We start from the raw sequence: 17,058 nt of genomic DNA, 5'->3' as shown, positions 1-17,058 counted from the left end.
TTTTAATAGTAGCTTTTTTCGTTTTAAACTTTTTCTTTTAAGGAGCGGCGAAGTATTTTTCCAGTCGTATTTTTAGGTAATTCATCCATAATTTCAATTACCTTTGGTACCTTATATTTCACCATATGCTTACCACAATATGATAGAAGATCTTCTGTCGTAGTGGCGGCAACCTCTTTTAAAACAACATATGCATGAACTGCCTCTCCTAAATTAGGATCAGGGAATCCTACTACTGCTGCCTCTACAATATTATTATGGGCAAACAATACTTCCTCGACCTCTCTAGGATAGACATTAAACCCTCCTACAATGATCATATCCTTTTTACGATCGACAATGTAAAAATAGCCTTCGTCATCCACTTTCGCTAAATCTCCTGTATAGAGCCAACCATCACGTATCGCCATAGCTGTTTCCTCTGGCATTTTATAATACCCCTTCATCACGTTAGGTCCGCGTACGATTAACTCCCCAACCTCGCCAACAGGTACTTCCTGACCGTTCACATCGACCACTCTATTTTCCACATTGCTAATCGATGTCCCGATAGACCCAGCTTTACGGTCACGATCCAGAGGATTAAAGCATGTAACAGGTGAAGCCTCTGATAAGCCGTATCCTTCTGATACACGCACATTAAATTTCTGCTCGAAATTATGTAATAGTGCAACAGGTAAAGAAGCTCCTCCTGAAATAGCCAAACGAATTGTCGAGAAATCTTCCGGGTTGCCTTCAGGTAATTGGTATAAGAAATTATACATAGTTGGTACCCCAGCAAAGACTGTTGCTTTTTGCTCTCGTGCTAAAGCAAAAATTTCTGTAGGACTAAATTTAGGTGCTAGTAGCACTGTTGCTCCACTTAATAATGGTGCGTTTACGACAACTGTTAAAGCAAAGACATGAAATACAGGCAATGTGGCAATGACACGGTCTTTTTCTTGAATGTCTAAATAATGGGCAACATCTCGAGCATTTGAATACACATTCTCATGCGTGAGCATAGCCCCTTTTGGAGTGCCGGTAGTGCCCGAAGTATATAAAATAATAGCATTGTCATCATCTGCCACTTCAACAGGCTGTAAAGATTGAGAAGTATTCTTGACGATTTGTGTAAATAAATGTGTTTTTTCTTGCGCTTTTAGTGATAAAGCTGCCACTTTTTCCGCTATATCTGCCGTTGTTTCACATACTACAAATGCTTTTACTTGTGGAAATGCTTGTACACCTTTTTCTACCAATGGCAGTAAAAGATCTAGCGCAATGACCGCTTTTACATCACCATTATGCAAAATATAGGAAATTTCATCTGGTGTATAGATTGGGTTAACAGGGATTGCCGTTGCCCCTATACGCATGGTTGCATACAATGCAATTAAATAATGTGGTGTATTGCCGAGTAAAAACGCCACATGATCCCCTTTTTCAATACCTAAATCTTGTAACCCCTTTGCAAAACGACCAACTGTTTGCTCGAACTCTCCGTATGTCGTATCTTTCCCCATAAAATGATACGCAACTTTATCCGGCTGTTCTGTTGCCTGTTGGCGAACACGTGAAACTAAATTCAATTACACCATCCCCTTATCGTATAAAATGAATCGTTATTCAGTAATATTATATAAGAAATATATCTAAAAAACAATGAGTCTTTTTATTTCATGTCATAAATTACGTTAATTAATTCATTTTTTTCTCTTTTAAACCATTACATCACGAACGAATATGAGAAATGTACCGCCAACGAATTAAATAAAAATACACTACTTGTATTAATACAAAAAAGCCAAAAGCAAAGAATACTTCTTTTACAATAGAAATATTCGCGATATCTTTTAGTATGCCCTGAACCATTAGAAAAGCAAAGGCACTGTGCATCATAGCAACGCCCCACGGTAAGAAAAACTGAGGAAATAAATGACGGTTAACAAGCTTCTTTAACTCTATATCCGTTAAACCCATGCGCTTTAACACATCGAATTTACGCTTTTCTCTTTCTAATGACGTATGCAATTTAAAATAAATAAAGCTTCCTGCGGCCAGTAAGAAAACGGTAGCTACTAAAACACCCACTAATGTAAATAATGAGTAGGTAGCTAATATATAAGAATAATTTAAACCAGCATTTTCAAAGTAAAAAGGACTAAATTTATCCTTTTTAAGAAAATATAAATTGGATTCTAAATAATCTATGTCCTTACCGACTTCTTTTGTTTCCATCCATTGTGGAATAACAAATGTAAATAAATGATAGCTTGGTTGAATAAGGTTTTTCTCAGAAATAGGATGAATAAGCTTTGCAAAATCTTCATCGCTAATAACGATCGAATTAACGCTTACAATTGAACCAGGAAACACAATCTTTGGATAGACACTATCAATCGTAATAGGTATTGAATTCTCTTCAAGCACCGTATGCACAACTCTATTTTTTAATTTTTTTAGAGAATCCTCGGAATAAGGAATAAATACCGCTTCACCAGAGCCAAGATCTAGTAGTGGATAACTATAGGAAGATAGCAAGACATTCATATCAGACTCACGAAAAACCTCTACTTCATTTTGCGTAAAAGAAGATGTTTGCTTAATCACAACAAAGCGGGACAGCTGATAGGATAAACCCTTCTCTTCTAACTGCAGGCGCAATGAATTAATATGCTCCCGCTCATAAGGATTATCAATGTCGCCCTTATAAACTAGACCCAATGGATTTAAACGATCGTATTGGGTTGTGTAGGAAGACATTGTTGCTAATACACCTACAGATAAAAATGCGAGGGTGGACACCATAGTAACGACAAAAAACATCTTCACATTATCCATCATAATATGAGTTTGCTCAGCAAGTGAGAGCAGACGATAACGTTGCCAATGAAATTTACGTTTGCCACGTGCTAAGTCTAAAAAACACGGAACAGAGTCACTGAAAAAATAATAAGTACCAAATGTTGCTGAAAATGGTATTAATAGCGTTAGCCCAATCAAAGAAGTATGCCCCACAACAAACGCTAGAATATAAGTCCCTAAAATTAAAGCAATACCATAAACAGCCCGAATTTTGGAATAGGTTGTTAAACTATTTAAATAATCGCTACCTTTAATAAGATCACGTAATTTCCTCTCTCGTGTAAAATATACACTAATAAAAGAAATCACCACAAAAGCACTTGTGAAAACACCTATTGTCAGTAGAAATGGCTGCCACGAAACATACAATGGTAATTCATCCAAATGCAAAATCTCCCGCACAATCATGAAAAAGAATTTTGAAAATGAAAAACCAAAAACAATTCCCACAATGATGGAGCCCGCTCCAATAATCATTGTCTCAAGAAAGACAAGTTTATTCATCTGACGCTTTTCCATTCCTAGATGCAATAAAATCGCAAATTCATGTGATCTAGCCTCTAAAAAAGCACTCATAGAGTAATATAAAAAGAACAAAGTAAAAAGTACGAGTACAATTTCAGCACCCACCATGCCAATAAGGGACACTTCTCCTAATATCCCACGTTCAATATCGGGATGAAACATTAGCATGGAATAGATAAAAAATACAGCCACAGAAAAAAAGCTCGCCATGAAAAAGGCACCATATATCCGGCTGTTCCGTACGACATTACGGTAAGCGAATTGTCGAAAGGTCACCTACTTGCCCTCCTCCTAGTAAGCTCAAAACATTTAATATACGTTGAAAAAACATTTGACGACGGTCATCTCGATAAATTTCATTGAAAAATTCGCCATCCTTTATAAAGAGCACTCGATCACAGTAACTTGCTGCGATTGGATCATGTGTTACCATCACAATCGTCGTGCGTTTATCCTTATTTACTTTCGTTAAAAGTTCAAGTACATCCCGTGAAGAATTGGAATCTAAATTACCTGTTGGTTCATCTGCTAAAATGAGACTCGGATTATGAATAAGTGCTCGACCAATGGCTGTTCTCTGTGCTTGTCCACCTGAAATTTCATTTGGGCGCTTGTGCAAGAAGGGTGTCAAATCTAACTTTTCGACAATATTAGCCAAACGTTCCTCCATGACCTCTAATGGTTGCTGGTCCAATGTTAACGGCAACACAATATTCTCCTCAACTGTTAGCATATGCAGGAGATTGAAGTCCTGAAAGACAAAGCCAAGCTGCCTTCTTCTAAAATAGGCTAGCTCCGTTGCATTAAGCGTATGTGGATTCATGCCATCTAAAATTATTTCACCACTCGTTGGTTCATCAATAGTAGAAATAATATTCAATAATGTTGTTTTGCCACTCCCGGAAGGGCCCATAACTGCTAAAAATTCGCCTTCTTCCACCTCAAAGCTCAATTGATTTAATGCACGATGTGTGACCTTGCCTTCATAAACTTTTGTCACATCTTTAATTTGTAATATAGGCATGCTAAATTCACCTTATTTCTTCATTAATTCTAATGATTGCGGTAAAAGCCACTGTAATACAACCTCAAAGCCGATTTGAAAATGGGGCTCTGTTAATCCTAAAACGGACTCTTCCGCTACCAAACTAAAACAATGCTCTCCTATAATGACATCCCAGGCATCCATTTCTCCCTCTAGAATTTCACCATATACAGTGTAATGTCCACTATACATAATCTGTTGACCATCGACAGGAAACGCCTGTAATAATGTTGGTTGTTGTAAGTTTAACCCAAGGATATTTGAAAAATGCAGTAGTTCTTCATTTAGCACTTCATTTGCCATGACGAAATTTTGATAAGATACTTGATCACCCTCTTGCAAATGGGTCATATACAGTGCCTTTGTTTTTTCTTTATTTATATTTAATAACCAGCCTTCAATGCTTACTTCTGTCATCCTAGCTCCCCCTAATTTGTAAATGTCACTGTAACAATCGTCCCTTTTCCTACCTCTGATGAAATTGCCAAATCATGTCCAAGCTTTTCGCAAATTTCCTTGGCTAAATAAAGGCCCATCCCAGTAGATTCCCCTGTTTTTCGCCCATTTTCACCAGTGAAAAACGCCTTCGTAACACGTGAAAGGTCGGAAGCTGGAATACCAATTCCCTCGTCGCAAATGGCTAGCTGCACATAATCGTCCTTTTTAATGGCAGAAATGACTATTTTTTTATTGGCTTCAAAAGTGTATTTCACAGCATTGGTTACAAACTGACCGAGAATAAAGCGAAGCCATTTTGAATCACTCGCCACGATAAGATCATCTTCAATATGAATTTCAGGGAATACTCTTTTCGTAATAAATAAACGTTTATTCTCATTAACAGTTGCAGTCACTATTGTCTTTAATGCAACCTGTTCTACTTGCATATCATCTTCAAAGTTTTCTAAACGTGCATTTACAAGCACCATGTCTAAGCCTCTACGTAAACGGTCAATTTCCTCCTGCACATTTTTCTTATCAAGAGGACGGTCATCCTGTAAAAGTAACTCAATGACAGAAATGGGTGTTTTCATCTGATGCACCCACTGATTCATAAATTGATCATGACGCTTTTGACTTGCGTATAATGAATGCAGCTCATGTTGATAAAGTCGATACAACTCATGCATATATTTCTCTGCTTGCATTGCTTCTGGCGTTTTGGCGTTTTTTTGTAGCACATCCTCCATAGCTGTTGGAAGCTGAGATATTTTCAACAAATAACGTTGTCGCATTAAATAGCGAACTAGTAAAAATGAACATAGCAGCACAAGACTAATACAGAAGGAATATATAGCTGTATCGATATTCCTAAACCCGTCTAGTCCATATAAGACCATGATGAAGCCAACTAATAAGAGCTGAAAGACAATAAATGATGCGTAATCTCGTAAAAATAATTTCCAGCCCACTATAGCTCACCCGCACTCAATATGAATCGGTAACCTGCTCCACGCACAGTTTCAATGGTTGATGAAATATGATAATCCGCTAATTTTTTACGGACACGAGTCATATTAACATTCAATGTATTTTCATCGACAAATGCCTGATCATCCCAGAGTTCCTCTAAAAGTTGCTCACGTGTTACTACTTTCGGGGCATTCCCCATAAGCAGTTCCAAAATAATACACTCTTTTTTCTGTAGAGGAATTTCTAATTCATTTTTATGCAGCTCCATCCTCTCTAAATGAAGAATTAGCTGCCCTTGCTTAATTGTCCGCTCCTCTTGCCTTGTAGCATACTCACCATATGTACGACGCAAATGACTACGAATTTTAGCCAAGACAATTTCATAATTAAAGGGCTTTGTAATAAAATCATCGCCCCCATTTTCAAGTGCAAAAATTTGGTCCATTTCACCTGAGCGGGCAGAAATAAAAATAATCGGACACGTTGTATGTTGACGTAATTGACGGCACCAATAGTAGCCGTCATATGAAGGTAAATTTATATCGAGCAGCACCATATGTGGATTAAATGCTGTGAATTCTTCTATAAGATGATCAAACTCTTGAATCGTTTCAACTTCGTATTGATATTTTCTAAGCGTTTCCGCTAGTAATGATGCAATCTTTACATCATCTTCAACTATGAATATTCGATGCTTTTCCATATCAACACTCCTTTCTAACTATATTGTATCAAAAAAAGGTTCGACGACATAATTGTCAGCGAACCTTTAGGCTAAATCATTACACGAAATCGAATTTTTCTTAATAAATTAATTGTAAAAAGTCCTCAGTTGAAATTCCACCAAAATATGTAGGAATATCAATATCCACTAATGCATTAGCAATAGCTGTTCTATCGTGGTTTGTCCCAACTAAACGTTGTTCTATATCAGTCATATCACCTACACCAAAGAAATCTCCAAAAATATGTGCCTCTTCGATGACACCATGATTAACTTCAAGGCGAATATCAATGCCACCTGTTGGGAAACGGTGCGTCTTTTGAATATTAAAGCGTGGTGATTTACCATAATTCCATTCCCATGTTTGATAACGTTCTGCAGAAAGCTTATGAATGTTTACCCAATCTTCATCCGTCAGTTCATAATAACGAATGTTTGTTTCTCCACCGAAAATAGATTTTAAAATTTCAAGACGGAATTCTTCTATTGTCATCTTCTCTTTTAAAAACTCCGAAATGTTTGCTACTCGGGAACGAATAGATTTAATTCCTTTAGATTCAATTTTATCCTTTTTGACTTTTAAGGCGGACACAACAGCGTCTATTTCCGTATTAAACATCAACGTACCATGACTGAACATACGGCCTCGTGTCGAAAATTGAGCATTTCCAGAAACTTTACGCCCCTCTGCAAGAATATCATTACGTCCTGAAAGCTCTGCATTGACCCCCATTTTTGCCAAAGCATCTACTACGGGCTGCGTGAATTTTTTATAATTCATAAAGCTATCGCCATCATCGTTTGTAATAAAACTGAAATTAAGATTTCCTAAATCATGGTATACTGCTCCACCACCTGACAAACGACGGACAACAATAATGCCATTATCCTCTACGTAATCCGTATTAATCTCTTCAATGGTATTTTGATTTTTACCAATAATGATGGATGGCTGGTTAATATAAAAAAGTAGCACTGGCTCCTTTTCCACATCCATCGTTTTAAGCAAATACTCCTCAATAGCAAGGTTAACACGCGGATCATGGATCCCTTTATTATCAACGAAAATCATAGTTTACGTTTCCTCCTTCACAAAATATCCATATTTATTTTAACGTAAATTAGGCATTTTGTGTTGACGAAAAGCATCTGTTATAATACACTAGGAAATATCAAAACAGTAATAGTACAGATGAACTTAAAGGAGGAGTCCACAATGTTAGAAAACGTAGTTGAATTTTTCAAGAATTTACCTGCTAAGCAATGTACAGAGTGCGGTGAAAAAATTGAAGAACAAAGTGAATGCTACAGCAACACTTGTGAAAAATGTAACCACCTGTAAGCATTTGCCTATTCTGTAATTGTCATTTACGTGCCCCACACGTAGCAATCATGACACTCTTCATCATATTTTGATGAACCTTTAATTAAATCTCTTACACTTACAAAACAACAGCTGATACGCTCATATCAGCTGTTGTTTTTTTGTGGTAATTACACAAGAAAGCACCCACCTTAGATGGTGAGTGCTTCAAATACTTTAATTTTCTTCAGCTATTTTTGAGTAACGTTTGTTATGCAACAGCATGAAATAACCGAATGTGATAGCTAAGAATGCTACTAAGAAGCCGGCTAAAACTCCATAGTTTTGCATTAAGAATGATGTATCCCCAGTAGAAATACTTGATTTAAATGCTTGAACCGTATAAGTCATCGGTAATAGTTTGTTAAATACTTGTAATGGTGATGGAATTAATTCAAGTGGGAAAGTACCTGCACTTGTTGTTAATTGTAAAATTAATACCACAATGGCCATGAAACGACCTGGATCACCAAAGATAGAAACAAGCATTTGGATTAAAGCTAAAAATACATAGCTTGTTAATAATGCTGTTACGATAAAGTAGCCCATGTTATTGACTTCAAGTCCTAGACCCCATTTAACAATAACTACTGTTAGTACCGTTTGTACTAAACCTACGACTGCTAAAACAGTCACTTTACTTGTGAACCAAGATGCTCCATTTTTTGGACGGATAGCTGGTTCAACAAGTGGGAATACAATTGAAATTAATAATGCACCTACGAATAAACCTAGAGAGATAAAGTATGGTGCAAAACCTGTACCATAGTTAGGAACATGGTTGACTGACTCTTTTTCAACTTCAACTGGACTACCTACCATATCATAAGTGTCTTGATTAGCTTTTACTTCATTCGCTTTTTCGCTAGCCTCACCTAATTTACCTGATAATGTAGATGTACCGTCAGCAAGCTCAGTAGAACCATCTGCAAGTGTTGCTGAACCTTGTGCTAGTTCACCTGATTTTGAAGCAAGCGTAGATGTACCTTGATTTAATGTCGTTGTACCATTTGCTAATTCATTTAAACCAGATGCCAATGTTTTAGAACCTGTTACAGCTGTAGTTACACCCGCATTTAGCTCACCTAATTTTGCAGCTAATGTTGCATTACCTGCTTGTAGACCTTTAGCACCTTCTACTAAAGCATTACTTTTTGCTGTTAGAGCATTTGCACCCGCTAGCACCTCTGCTTGCCCTGCTGCTATTTGACCTGCACCTGAGCTTACTTGATTAGCACCAGCTTGTAATTTTTCTGTACCTGCAGATAATGTCGTTAAACCGTTATGCACACTAGCACTTCCTGCTTGTAGCTCCGCTAATGTTTGCTTTAATGCCGCTGCTTGTTCCTCTGGCATTGAAGTCATCATTGTTTGTAACTGGTTGGATAAGGCTGTAATGCCTGCTTCCACCTTTGCAGAACCAGCAGTTAATTGGTTAGCTGCACCATTTAATGCACCTGCATTTTCTGCAATAGATGCTGCCCCTGCACTAATTTGTTGCTGTTTATCGTTTAAAGTGTTTAAACCAGCCCCAACTTTTGCAACACCTTGTGTATATTGTGATATTCCTTGTTCAAGGCTAGTTGCACCATTAGCTGCCTGCTGTGCACCTTGTTGTAATTGTACAGTTCCATCTTGAAGTTTAACTAAACCACTAGATAAATCATTCGCACCTTTTGCAGCATCTCCAGCACCTTTTGTAAGTTTATCTGTACCATTAGACAGTTCAACTGTACTTGATGCTAGTTGTTCAAGATAACCTTTTAAATCTTTTGCACCATTTGCAACCTTTTGTGCACCTTCATCAAGCTTATTAGAGCCATCAGCTGCCTCTGTAAAGCCATCTCCAAGTGTTGCAATAGAATCAAATAATTTTTCTGCGTATGTTGCTGAAACTTGTGAATTTACTTCTGCACGAACACGATCCATTGCAGTCTCACCAATTTGTGCACCAAGGAAGTTAAGTCCTTCATTTGGAATGTAGTTCATAACCAATTTTGATGGTTTGTCATCTAATAATGTTGTAGCATGTTCAGAGAAATTTGTTGGGATTTCTAGAATCATATAATAATCACGGCTATTTAAGCCTTTTTCTGCTTCTTCCTTTGATACCTCTATAAAGTTAAACTGCTCACTATCTATTAACTTATCAACTAAGGTGTCCCCTAAGTCTAATTTAACGTCATCCATCTCAGCACCAGTATCTTCATTAACAACAGCTACTGGAAGATTAGGAAGTCCTGCATAAGGATCCCAAAACGCCCATAAAAACATACCTGCATACATTACTGGAATAAATAATACAGCAATGATTGAGACAAGCATTTTTCTTGTTTTAAAGATCTTCAGCCACTCAGCTTTAATCATATAATATCCTCACTCCTAAACTATTTGACCGAAAACGTCATTTGGTCATTTTCATTCAAAAAAATATAAACCCTTCAACCTTTGCAAAATAACACTTGATTCGACACTTTATGGAGTAACGAAATCGAATCAAGTTAGAATTAAACCTCGAAAGATTGTCTCCTTGAAAAGATTAAGAATCTTCTCTTCAGGGATCGCATCACCGTGTAACTCATGCCAATCGACAACAAATGCAAGATAGGCTTTTAACAGTAAGTAACTAACCAGCTCTGCATCACAATCTCTAATTTCACCTTTATTAATACGTCGCTGAATTAATTCTGCAACATACGATAAAATTTCTGTCTCGATGCGTAGGAGCACCTGTTTAACAGCTGGTGTACGTAGTTCTTTTTCTTCCTCTATCAACTTCGCAAATAAAAGATGTTTTTCACGGAACTGTAGCATTTTCATTAAAGCATTATGTGCATTATCCATAAAGCTTGCTGATGCATCCAACACTGCATCTGCTTCACCCTTCATCTCTCGAACAAGTGACATAGCGATTTCCTGAAATAAAATCTCTTTATTTGCAAAGAATGTATAAATCGTACCTTTACCAACATTAGCTATCTTTGCCACTTGCTCCATTGTTGTCGCTTTGTAGCCAAACAATGTAAAAGATTTTGCAGCTGCTTCAAGAATTTCCTGCCTACGATCCATTAGTAACACCCTTTCTTGTTAGGTTATGTACATCTAAAGTACACATTCATAAAAATGACCAGAAAACCATTTCGGTCATCTGGTCATTATCATATTCCTATTTTTAAAAAATTGCAAGTCTTTAATGATGATTTTTTTCATCTTTTTTTTCTTCGTTCTGATCAGTATCGTCAGATGTGCCATTACCATGGTTCATCATATTATTATCCATACTGTTATTGCTCTTTTCATCTTCAGGTAAAACTTGTGTCATATCAGGGCTTCCCGCAATAATTTGTTGCTTCGGCATATTATGAACACCATTTGCTGTTGTATGGGCATACATATAATAGACCCCATCATGATCAAATGTAGTTGTCGCTTTATATACGCCATCTTTCTCTAATTTCCCATCAACCATTTGACCTTCATCACGTTTCCCTGATTCCCACACTTCAAACTCTACTACTGCGTCATCGACATTTTTACCACCCTGCTCAACATGGGCTGCAAGCTCAATTGTTTCATGAAGTGCTACTTCTTTGGGTGTTAAAATTTCAACTTCTGGTATTTGTGGAACTTCTGGCTCTGGTAAAGTCTCCTCCTTGTTTTCTCCACAGCCTACCAACAAGGCAGGAACCGCAATTAGTGCAAATAACCATTTTTTCATTTTTTAATCCTCCATTAATGGCAATGTAATCTTAACGATTGTGCCTTTTTCAATAATACTTTTTATTTCTAATCTTCCCTGTAGCTGTTTTAATAGTTGCTCTACAATGGATAAACCTAATCCACTTCCGCCATCTGCTCGGCTCCGTGCCTTATTAACACGGTAGAATCGCTCTGTTACGTGTGATATATCCTCTTGTGGGATTCCGATTCCATAATCTTTGATGGTAATTTGGGCACTGCCATTCTTTTCAATAGCAACCATTTCAACCTTCGAATTTTCATACGAGTAATTAATAGCATTTTCAATAATATTTATAAAAATTTGTTTAAGCTTTACCTCATCTGCCTGAATAATGAGGGCATCGTCCACATCTAAATGTAAGGTTATGTTCTTTTTATCAGCTTGATGTGTTAAGATTTTTTGAACCTCTCGTAAAGTCTCTCCCAGAGGAATTGGATATACTACAATCTCTGTTTGTTCATTTTCAGTTCTGGCAAGTTGAAGTAATTCGTTCGTCAATCTTTCCATACGATTTGCCTCACGAACAATTAGCTGAATCGTTTCCTCTTTTTGATTTTCTGTTATGATGCCGTTTTGCATTGCTTCACTATAGCCTTTTACATAGCTAATTGGAGTTCGTAGCTCATGAGAAACAGTGGCTAAAAATGTTTTTTGTGCTTCATCCTCCTGCTGGATTGCTTCTGCCATTTTATTAAAAGTGCTTGATAATTTACCAATTTCATCTCGTGAATTTACAGGTACCCGTGTCTCATAATTCCCGAAGGACATCTGTTCCACAGCACGTTGCAAATCGTTTAATGGTCGCATAATATGTCGAATCCCTTTATAAATTAAATAGCTTACAACCATTAAAAATATAAAGGCACTAATAAATAACAGAATCACCCCGCTATTAGCTAATTCACTAATTTTGGCTAGAGGGAAATAAATGTAGATAATTCCTTCTAATCTATTTTGATCGACAAGAGGCAAGACTACAGAAATTAGCTGTCGATCAAAACGAGGCTCATAGCCGATTTTTTGCACATAACTACCAGAAAGTAATTTTTGTCTTTCTTCAGGACCAATTAATGTTTCATAATCTATATCAAATGGAACACAGGCACTTAGTTCACGTGGATTCCTTACTGCAAATATATTTAAATTTGAATAATCGTTAAAACGTTCAATATCAGCAATAAATTCATCCGTTACCTTTCCATTGTTATACATAGTCTGTAGCTTTAGGCCAACCTCAACCATTGTATCTTCCGTATCCTGTACATATAAACGTTGGTACAAAAAATTTGTGAGGACATACATAAAAACAACAGTAATAATTAGAAATGCGAAAATTAACAACCAAATACGAGTGGCTATCTTTTTCATTCGCCAGGATCAAAGCGGTAGCCGACTCCCCAGACCGTTTGAATATGTGCAGCCGCTTCCTTTCCAAGCTTTATGCGTAAGGTTTTTATATGAGTGTCGACAGTTCGAGTCCCACCTACATAATCAATATCCCAAATGCGTTCTAATAATTGCTCTCGTGTATAAGCATTTCCTGGATTTTTCATAAATAAATGGAGTAGTTCAAATTCTTTTAAAGTAAGGGGGATACTTTTTCCATGTACTGATACTTTACGTGCAATTTCATCTATTTTAATGGGACCAAATACAACATACTTTTGCTGTAGCTCAGCAATATTTGCACCACTTCTTCTTAATACTGCGTAGATTCTAGCAGCTAGTTCATCATGTGTAAATGGTTTAACAATATAATCATCTCCACCAAGTGTAAGACCCTTCACTTTGTCCTCATTAGCATCACGAGCTGTAAGGAATATTATCGGGACATTTGACATTGCGCGTATACTTTGACAAACAACAAAGCCATCCTCGTGTGGCATCATTACATCAAGCAGCACTAAATCAATTTTCTCACGTACAATTATATCGTATGCCTCAGTCCCACTCGCAGCAGTATATGTTTCAATATCAGAGTTATTAAGCATCATTTCGATTAGGTTCCGCATATCTTGCTCATCATCAACTATTAATACAGTTGTCATCATTTTTCCTCCCTTACTAACAGCTGAAAAGCACCTTTCCCCACATCAACTGTTTTTTCTGTCTGGCCATCTTTTATAAAGTGCAATTTGTGATCGTCGTAGCCAGCGACCACAATATAGTCTTTAAATTGATTGACCACAAAAGGGTTTGCTCCTACTTCCTGCTGCCATTTTATATGACCATCAAAGTCAGCGACATATAACTCATTATGACCATGACTGACAACAAGTACAGCATCCTTTGTCTTTTTTAACCCTACTGGCATTAATGGCATGTTTATTTCACCATGTAATTGACCACTGTTCAAATCGTATTTTTTAACCGAACTATTTGGCTTACTCCCTTCTCCATGACCACCTATCCAGAGTTCGTCTATCTCGTCTATAATGGCTATCCCATGTGAGGATTTTTGGATCGGCCACTCCTGTTCAATCTGTAAATCTTTCATATTGAGAACAGATAATTTTGTATCTTTAAAATTTATTACATACAGCTTATCCTTATACGATGCCATTGACATAGGATAATTACCTATTCGTTGTGAGGCCAACATGTTTCCTTCATGATCAAAGCTTGTCACTGTATTAGTTTTACTATTCGTTATAAAAAATTGCTTGATATTGTTATCATAATACACATTTGTTGTACCTACCTCTACCTTTTGGGAATAGAGCTTTTCTCCAGTTGATAATGTATAGACATCAATGGTATTTAATTGGTGTCCGTATAAGAGGACTTGATCATCCCCCAGTAATGTTGCTCCTGAGTAAGCTTTATCAAATAACCATTTTGCTAATACATGACCATTTTCATCAATAAAGTCCAAGGATGGCTCTTGAATATTTAATGAAGCTATAAAATTCCGATCACGCTCAATCGATTCATACGATTTTTCAGTACAACCAGCTAACCAAATTATTTGTAGTAAAGAAAAAATGAAGAATGCCCATTTTTTCAACGTTATCACCTCTGCCCCTTTACTATACTTCACAATTGTGAAATCCGGGTGAAACTTGAAAGGTAAATTTATGACAAACCATAAAAAGACATTTCACAATTTAAACGAAGTATTTCAGTTGTATTCATCCAGCCAATATTTCCTTCTATACATATACTACTAGGATAATCGTAAGGAGGAATAAAATGTGGTTTCCATCAGCTTATGTATGATTGTGAAAAATGAAGAGGAAGTCATTGGAAGATGTCTTGAATCTGTTAAAGGGTTAGTAGATGAAATCAATATTGTGGATACAGGATCAACAGATCGTACAAAACAAATTGTTGCTCAATTTACTGATAGAATTTTTGATTTCGAATGGATCCATCATTTTGCCGCTGCCAGAAACTATTCCTTTCAGCAAGCAACGATGGATTACATTCTTTGGTTAGATGCAGACGATGTATTTTTAGAAGAAGATCAAGAAAAATTTAAGGCGCTAAAGAATTCTCTTTCCGCTACTATTGATGCCGTTTCAATGAATTACAATCTTAGTTTTGATAGTGAGGGAAATGTAGATGCTTTAATAAGAAGAAACAGACTCGTAAAGAAAGATAAAAATTTCCAATGGATTGGTGCTGTCCACGAATATTTAGAAGTGGGTGGAACACTGTTGGATAGCGATATAGCCGTAAGTCACTTGCCACTAACGCATGACCATTCACGTAATATAACGATTTATAAAACATTAGTGGAATCTGGTAAAACATTATCACCAAGAGATACCTTTTATTTTGCCAATGAATTACTAGATCACGGTCAATTTGAAGAAGCCATTTACTATTACGAATTATTTTTAACCTCAAAACTAGGCTGGGTGGAGGATAATATTCGTGCTTGCTTTAAATTAGCGGATTGCTATTCAAATTTAAATGACCCGGAAAACAATTTTAGTTCTATATTAAGAAGCTTTGAATACGATATCCCCCGCCCTGAAGCATGCTGTCGCCTAGGTTATCATTTCATGGAGCAATATAAGAATTATCAAGCTATTTTCTGGTACGAACAAGCACTTATCATTAAACAAAATCCTAACGCTCCTTTTCAAAATAAAAGCTTCTCAACTTGGCTTCCTCACTTACAGCTTTGTGTTCTATTTGACAGACTTCAAGAATACGAACTCGCAAACGCACACAATGAATTAGCTGGCTCCTTTATCCCTAACGACGCAAAAGTTTTACACAATAAAAAGTATTTTCAGCAAATCTTAAAGTCTAATCAGACGGATTCCTAGAAGTTCTAATTGCTAGTTTAAACAGGACAAAAAATTACGTATTAGTATTTAGTAGAACATTAAAAATCCTTAAACAATGTAACAAACTTCTATTTACTATTATTTAATAGTTATGTGTCTACCTCTTCTATCAATTCACAGAATACGATATTTGAGAGGGGAGGTGAGACTTTGCATTTTGGAAATTATTTAAAACAAGTATGTAATAAATGTAATTCTTTTCCTTGCTGTTGTAGAACTGGACCTATTCCAAGTTGTCCAGTTTGGCCTGTAAAACCTACCGGACCTACTGGGGGCATTACTGGGGCAACGGGAAGTACTGGGGCTACTGGGGCTACTGGGGCTACTGGGGCTACTGGCTCTACTGGCTCTACTGGCTCTACTGGGGTTACTGGCGTTACTGGGGCTACTGGCGCTACTGGCGCTACTGGCGTTACTGGCGCTACTGGCGCTACTGGGGCTACTGGCGCTACTGGCGCTACTGGCGCTACTGGCGCTACTGGCGCTACTGGCGCTACTGGCGCTACTGGACCTACAGGCGCTACTGGTTTTACTGGACCTGCGTTTACTGAAGGATTCTCTGCCTTTAAAAACACGTTGACAGTTAGTGGATCTACTTCAATCACTAACTGGAGTGTAGCGTCACCATACTTTACAACACCTGCTTTCAATCCAACTACTGGAATATTCACTGTACCAACTACAGGTAGGTATTCCTTTGAAGCAACCATTAACTACTCCACTTCTGCGGCCATTACTGTTACTTTAGGAGCGGGAATAAACCCTTCATTTGCAATTAGGCAAAATGCTACTACAAATTTAATTAGTGGCTTGTTCCCTGTACTAAACGTCAATGTGGCACTTGTATTAACGTTACGAGCAGTTCTTGGAAATGGCACAATCACTTTAGCAGGAGAAGTGAATTTAAATGCTGGAGATACGATTGATTTGTTCTATGAAGCCAATGGATTAACTATCTCTCTTATACTAGGCGGAGCAAACTCTGGCGGTATCGTTTGGTCATGTCACCGAATTTCTTAGAACCACGTTATTCAAATTTTCAAAATATAGTTATGGAAATAGCAAACTATGAAATAGTTAGTTTGCTATTTCTTTATA

At 37.1% G+C, this 17,058-nt stretch carries 16 protein-coding genes; 3 read left to right on the top strand and 13 right to left on the bottom strand.

Features of this window, described 5'->3' with window-relative positions:
* Positions 1–23: 23 nt before the first annotated feature.
* From ACP3VS_RS11765 to ACP3VS_RS11735, 7 genes are all read right to left on the bottom strand, one after another.
* Positions 24–1,571 carry a fatty acid--CoA ligase family protein gene (locus tag ACP3VS_RS11765; RefSeq protein ID WP_012292212.1) on the bottom strand — a complete coding sequence of 516 codons (1,548 nt, stop codon included), beginning with the start codon at positions 1,569–1,571 and terminating at the stop codon, positions 24–26.
* A 142-nt stretch (positions 1,572–1,713) separates the two neighbouring features.
* Positions 1,714–3,648 carry an FtsX-like permease family protein gene (locus ACP3VS_RS11760; RefSeq protein WP_036160509.1) on the bottom strand — a complete coding sequence of 645 codons (1,935 nt, stop codon included), beginning with the start codon at positions 3,646–3,648 and terminating at the stop codon, positions 1,714–1,716.
* Positions 3,620–4,396 carry an ABC transporter ATP-binding protein gene (locus tag ACP3VS_RS11755; protein WP_012292210.1) on the bottom strand — a complete coding sequence of 259 codons (777 nt, stop codon included), beginning with the start codon at positions 4,394–4,396 and terminating at the stop codon, positions 3,620–3,622. The genes ACP3VS_RS11760 and ACP3VS_RS11755 overlap by 29 nt, the downstream gene beginning before the upstream one ends.
* 12 nt (positions 4,397–4,408) lie before the next feature.
* Complete coding sequence (locus ACP3VS_RS11750) at positions 4,409–4,834, bottom strand: hypothetical protein (protein WP_012292209.1); 426 nt, start codon at positions 4,832–4,834, stop codon at positions 4,409–4,411.
* A gap of 11 nt (positions 4,835–4,845) precedes the next feature.
* The gene (locus ACP3VS_RS11745; RefSeq protein ID WP_031417815.1) at positions 4,846–5,829 is read right to left on the bottom strand and encodes a sensor histidine kinase; all 984 of its coding nucleotides are present in this window, start codon (positions 5,827–5,829) and stop codon (positions 4,846–4,848) included.
* Entirely contained in the window at positions 5,829–6,533 is a 705-nt protein-coding gene (locus tag ACP3VS_RS11740) for a response regulator transcription factor (protein WP_012292206.1), read from the bottom strand. Before ACP3VS_RS11740 ends, ACP3VS_RS11745 begins: the two co-directional genes overlap by 1 nt.
* Before the next feature lie 100 nt (positions 6,534–6,633).
* Complete coding sequence (locus tag ACP3VS_RS11735) at positions 6,634–7,626, bottom strand: lipoate--protein ligase (RefSeq protein WP_036164281.1); 993 nt, start codon at positions 7,624–7,626, stop codon at positions 6,634–6,636.
* A gap of 144 nt (positions 7,627–7,770) precedes the next feature.
* Here ACP3VS_RS11735 and yhfH point away from each other — a divergent pair, with 144 nt between their 5' ends.
* Positions 7,771–7,896, top strand: coding sequence for a protein YhfH (gene yhfH / locus ACP3VS_RS11730; RefSeq protein WP_012292204.1), 126 nt, complete (start codon positions 7,771–7,773; stop codon positions 7,894–7,896).
* Between the two features lie 198 nt (positions 7,897–8,094).
* Here yhfH and ACP3VS_RS11725 read toward each other — a convergent pair whose 3' ends face one another.
* The 6 genes from ACP3VS_RS11725 to ACP3VS_RS11700 all read right to left on the bottom strand — a co-directional run bounded on the left by ACP3VS_RS11725 (position 8,095) and on the right by ACP3VS_RS11700 (position 14,675).
* Positions 8,095–10,284, bottom strand: coding sequence for a YhgE/Pip domain-containing protein (locus ACP3VS_RS11725; RefSeq protein WP_031417816.1), 2,190 nt, complete (start codon positions 10,282–10,284; stop codon positions 8,095–8,097).
* Between the two features lie 129 nt (positions 10,285–10,413).
* Entirely contained in the window at positions 10,414–10,986 is a 573-nt protein-coding gene (locus ACP3VS_RS11720) for a TetR/AcrR family transcriptional regulator (RefSeq protein WP_012292202.1), read from the bottom strand.
* A 121-nt stretch (positions 10,987–11,107) separates the two neighbouring features.
* Positions 11,108–11,635 (bottom strand): FixH family protein, encoded by a 528-nt coding sequence (locus tag ACP3VS_RS11715; RefSeq protein ID WP_012292201.1) that lies wholly within the window; start codon positions 11,633–11,635, stop codon positions 11,108–11,110.
* Between the two features lie 3 nt (positions 11,636–11,638).
* Complete coding sequence (locus ACP3VS_RS11710; RefSeq protein WP_012292200.1) at positions 11,639–13,027, bottom strand: sensor histidine kinase; 1,389 nt, start codon at positions 13,025–13,027, stop codon at positions 11,639–11,641.
* Positions 13,024–13,707, bottom strand: coding sequence for a response regulator transcription factor (locus ACP3VS_RS11705; RefSeq protein WP_031417817.1), 684 nt, complete (start codon positions 13,705–13,707; stop codon positions 13,024–13,026). The genes ACP3VS_RS11710 and ACP3VS_RS11705 overlap by 4 nt, the downstream gene beginning before the upstream one ends.
* A complete protein-coding gene (locus tag ACP3VS_RS11700; RefSeq protein WP_230586073.1) occupies positions 13,707–14,675 on the bottom strand; it encodes a YncE family protein in 969 nt (322 codons plus the stop codon). Before ACP3VS_RS11700 ends, ACP3VS_RS11705 begins: the two co-directional genes overlap by 1 nt.
* A gap of 178 nt (positions 14,676–14,853) precedes the next feature.
* Here ACP3VS_RS11700 and ACP3VS_RS11695 point away from each other — a divergent pair, with 178 nt between their 5' ends.
* Together ACP3VS_RS11695 and ACP3VS_RS11690 are read left to right on the top strand one after the other, a co-directional pair.
* Entirely contained in the window at positions 14,854–15,939 is a 1,086-nt protein-coding gene (locus ACP3VS_RS11695) for a glycosyltransferase (RefSeq protein ID WP_426388781.1), read from the top strand.
* Positions 15,940–16,110: 171 nt separating this feature from the next.
* Complete coding sequence (locus tag ACP3VS_RS11690) at positions 16,111–16,980, top strand: hypothetical protein (protein WP_426388780.1); 870 nt, start codon at positions 16,111–16,113, stop codon at positions 16,978–16,980.
* The last annotated feature ends 78 nt before the right edge of the window (positions 16,981–17,058 follow it).

It is taken from the genome of Lysinibacillus sp. VIII_CA (assembly GCF_049943995.1).
Lineage (GTDB): Bacteria > Bacillota > Bacilli > Bacillales_A > Planococcaceae > Lysinibacillus > Lysinibacillus pinottii.
Note: the sequence above shows the minus strand (reverse complement) of the source record. Positions and strands in the feature narration are given on the sequence as shown.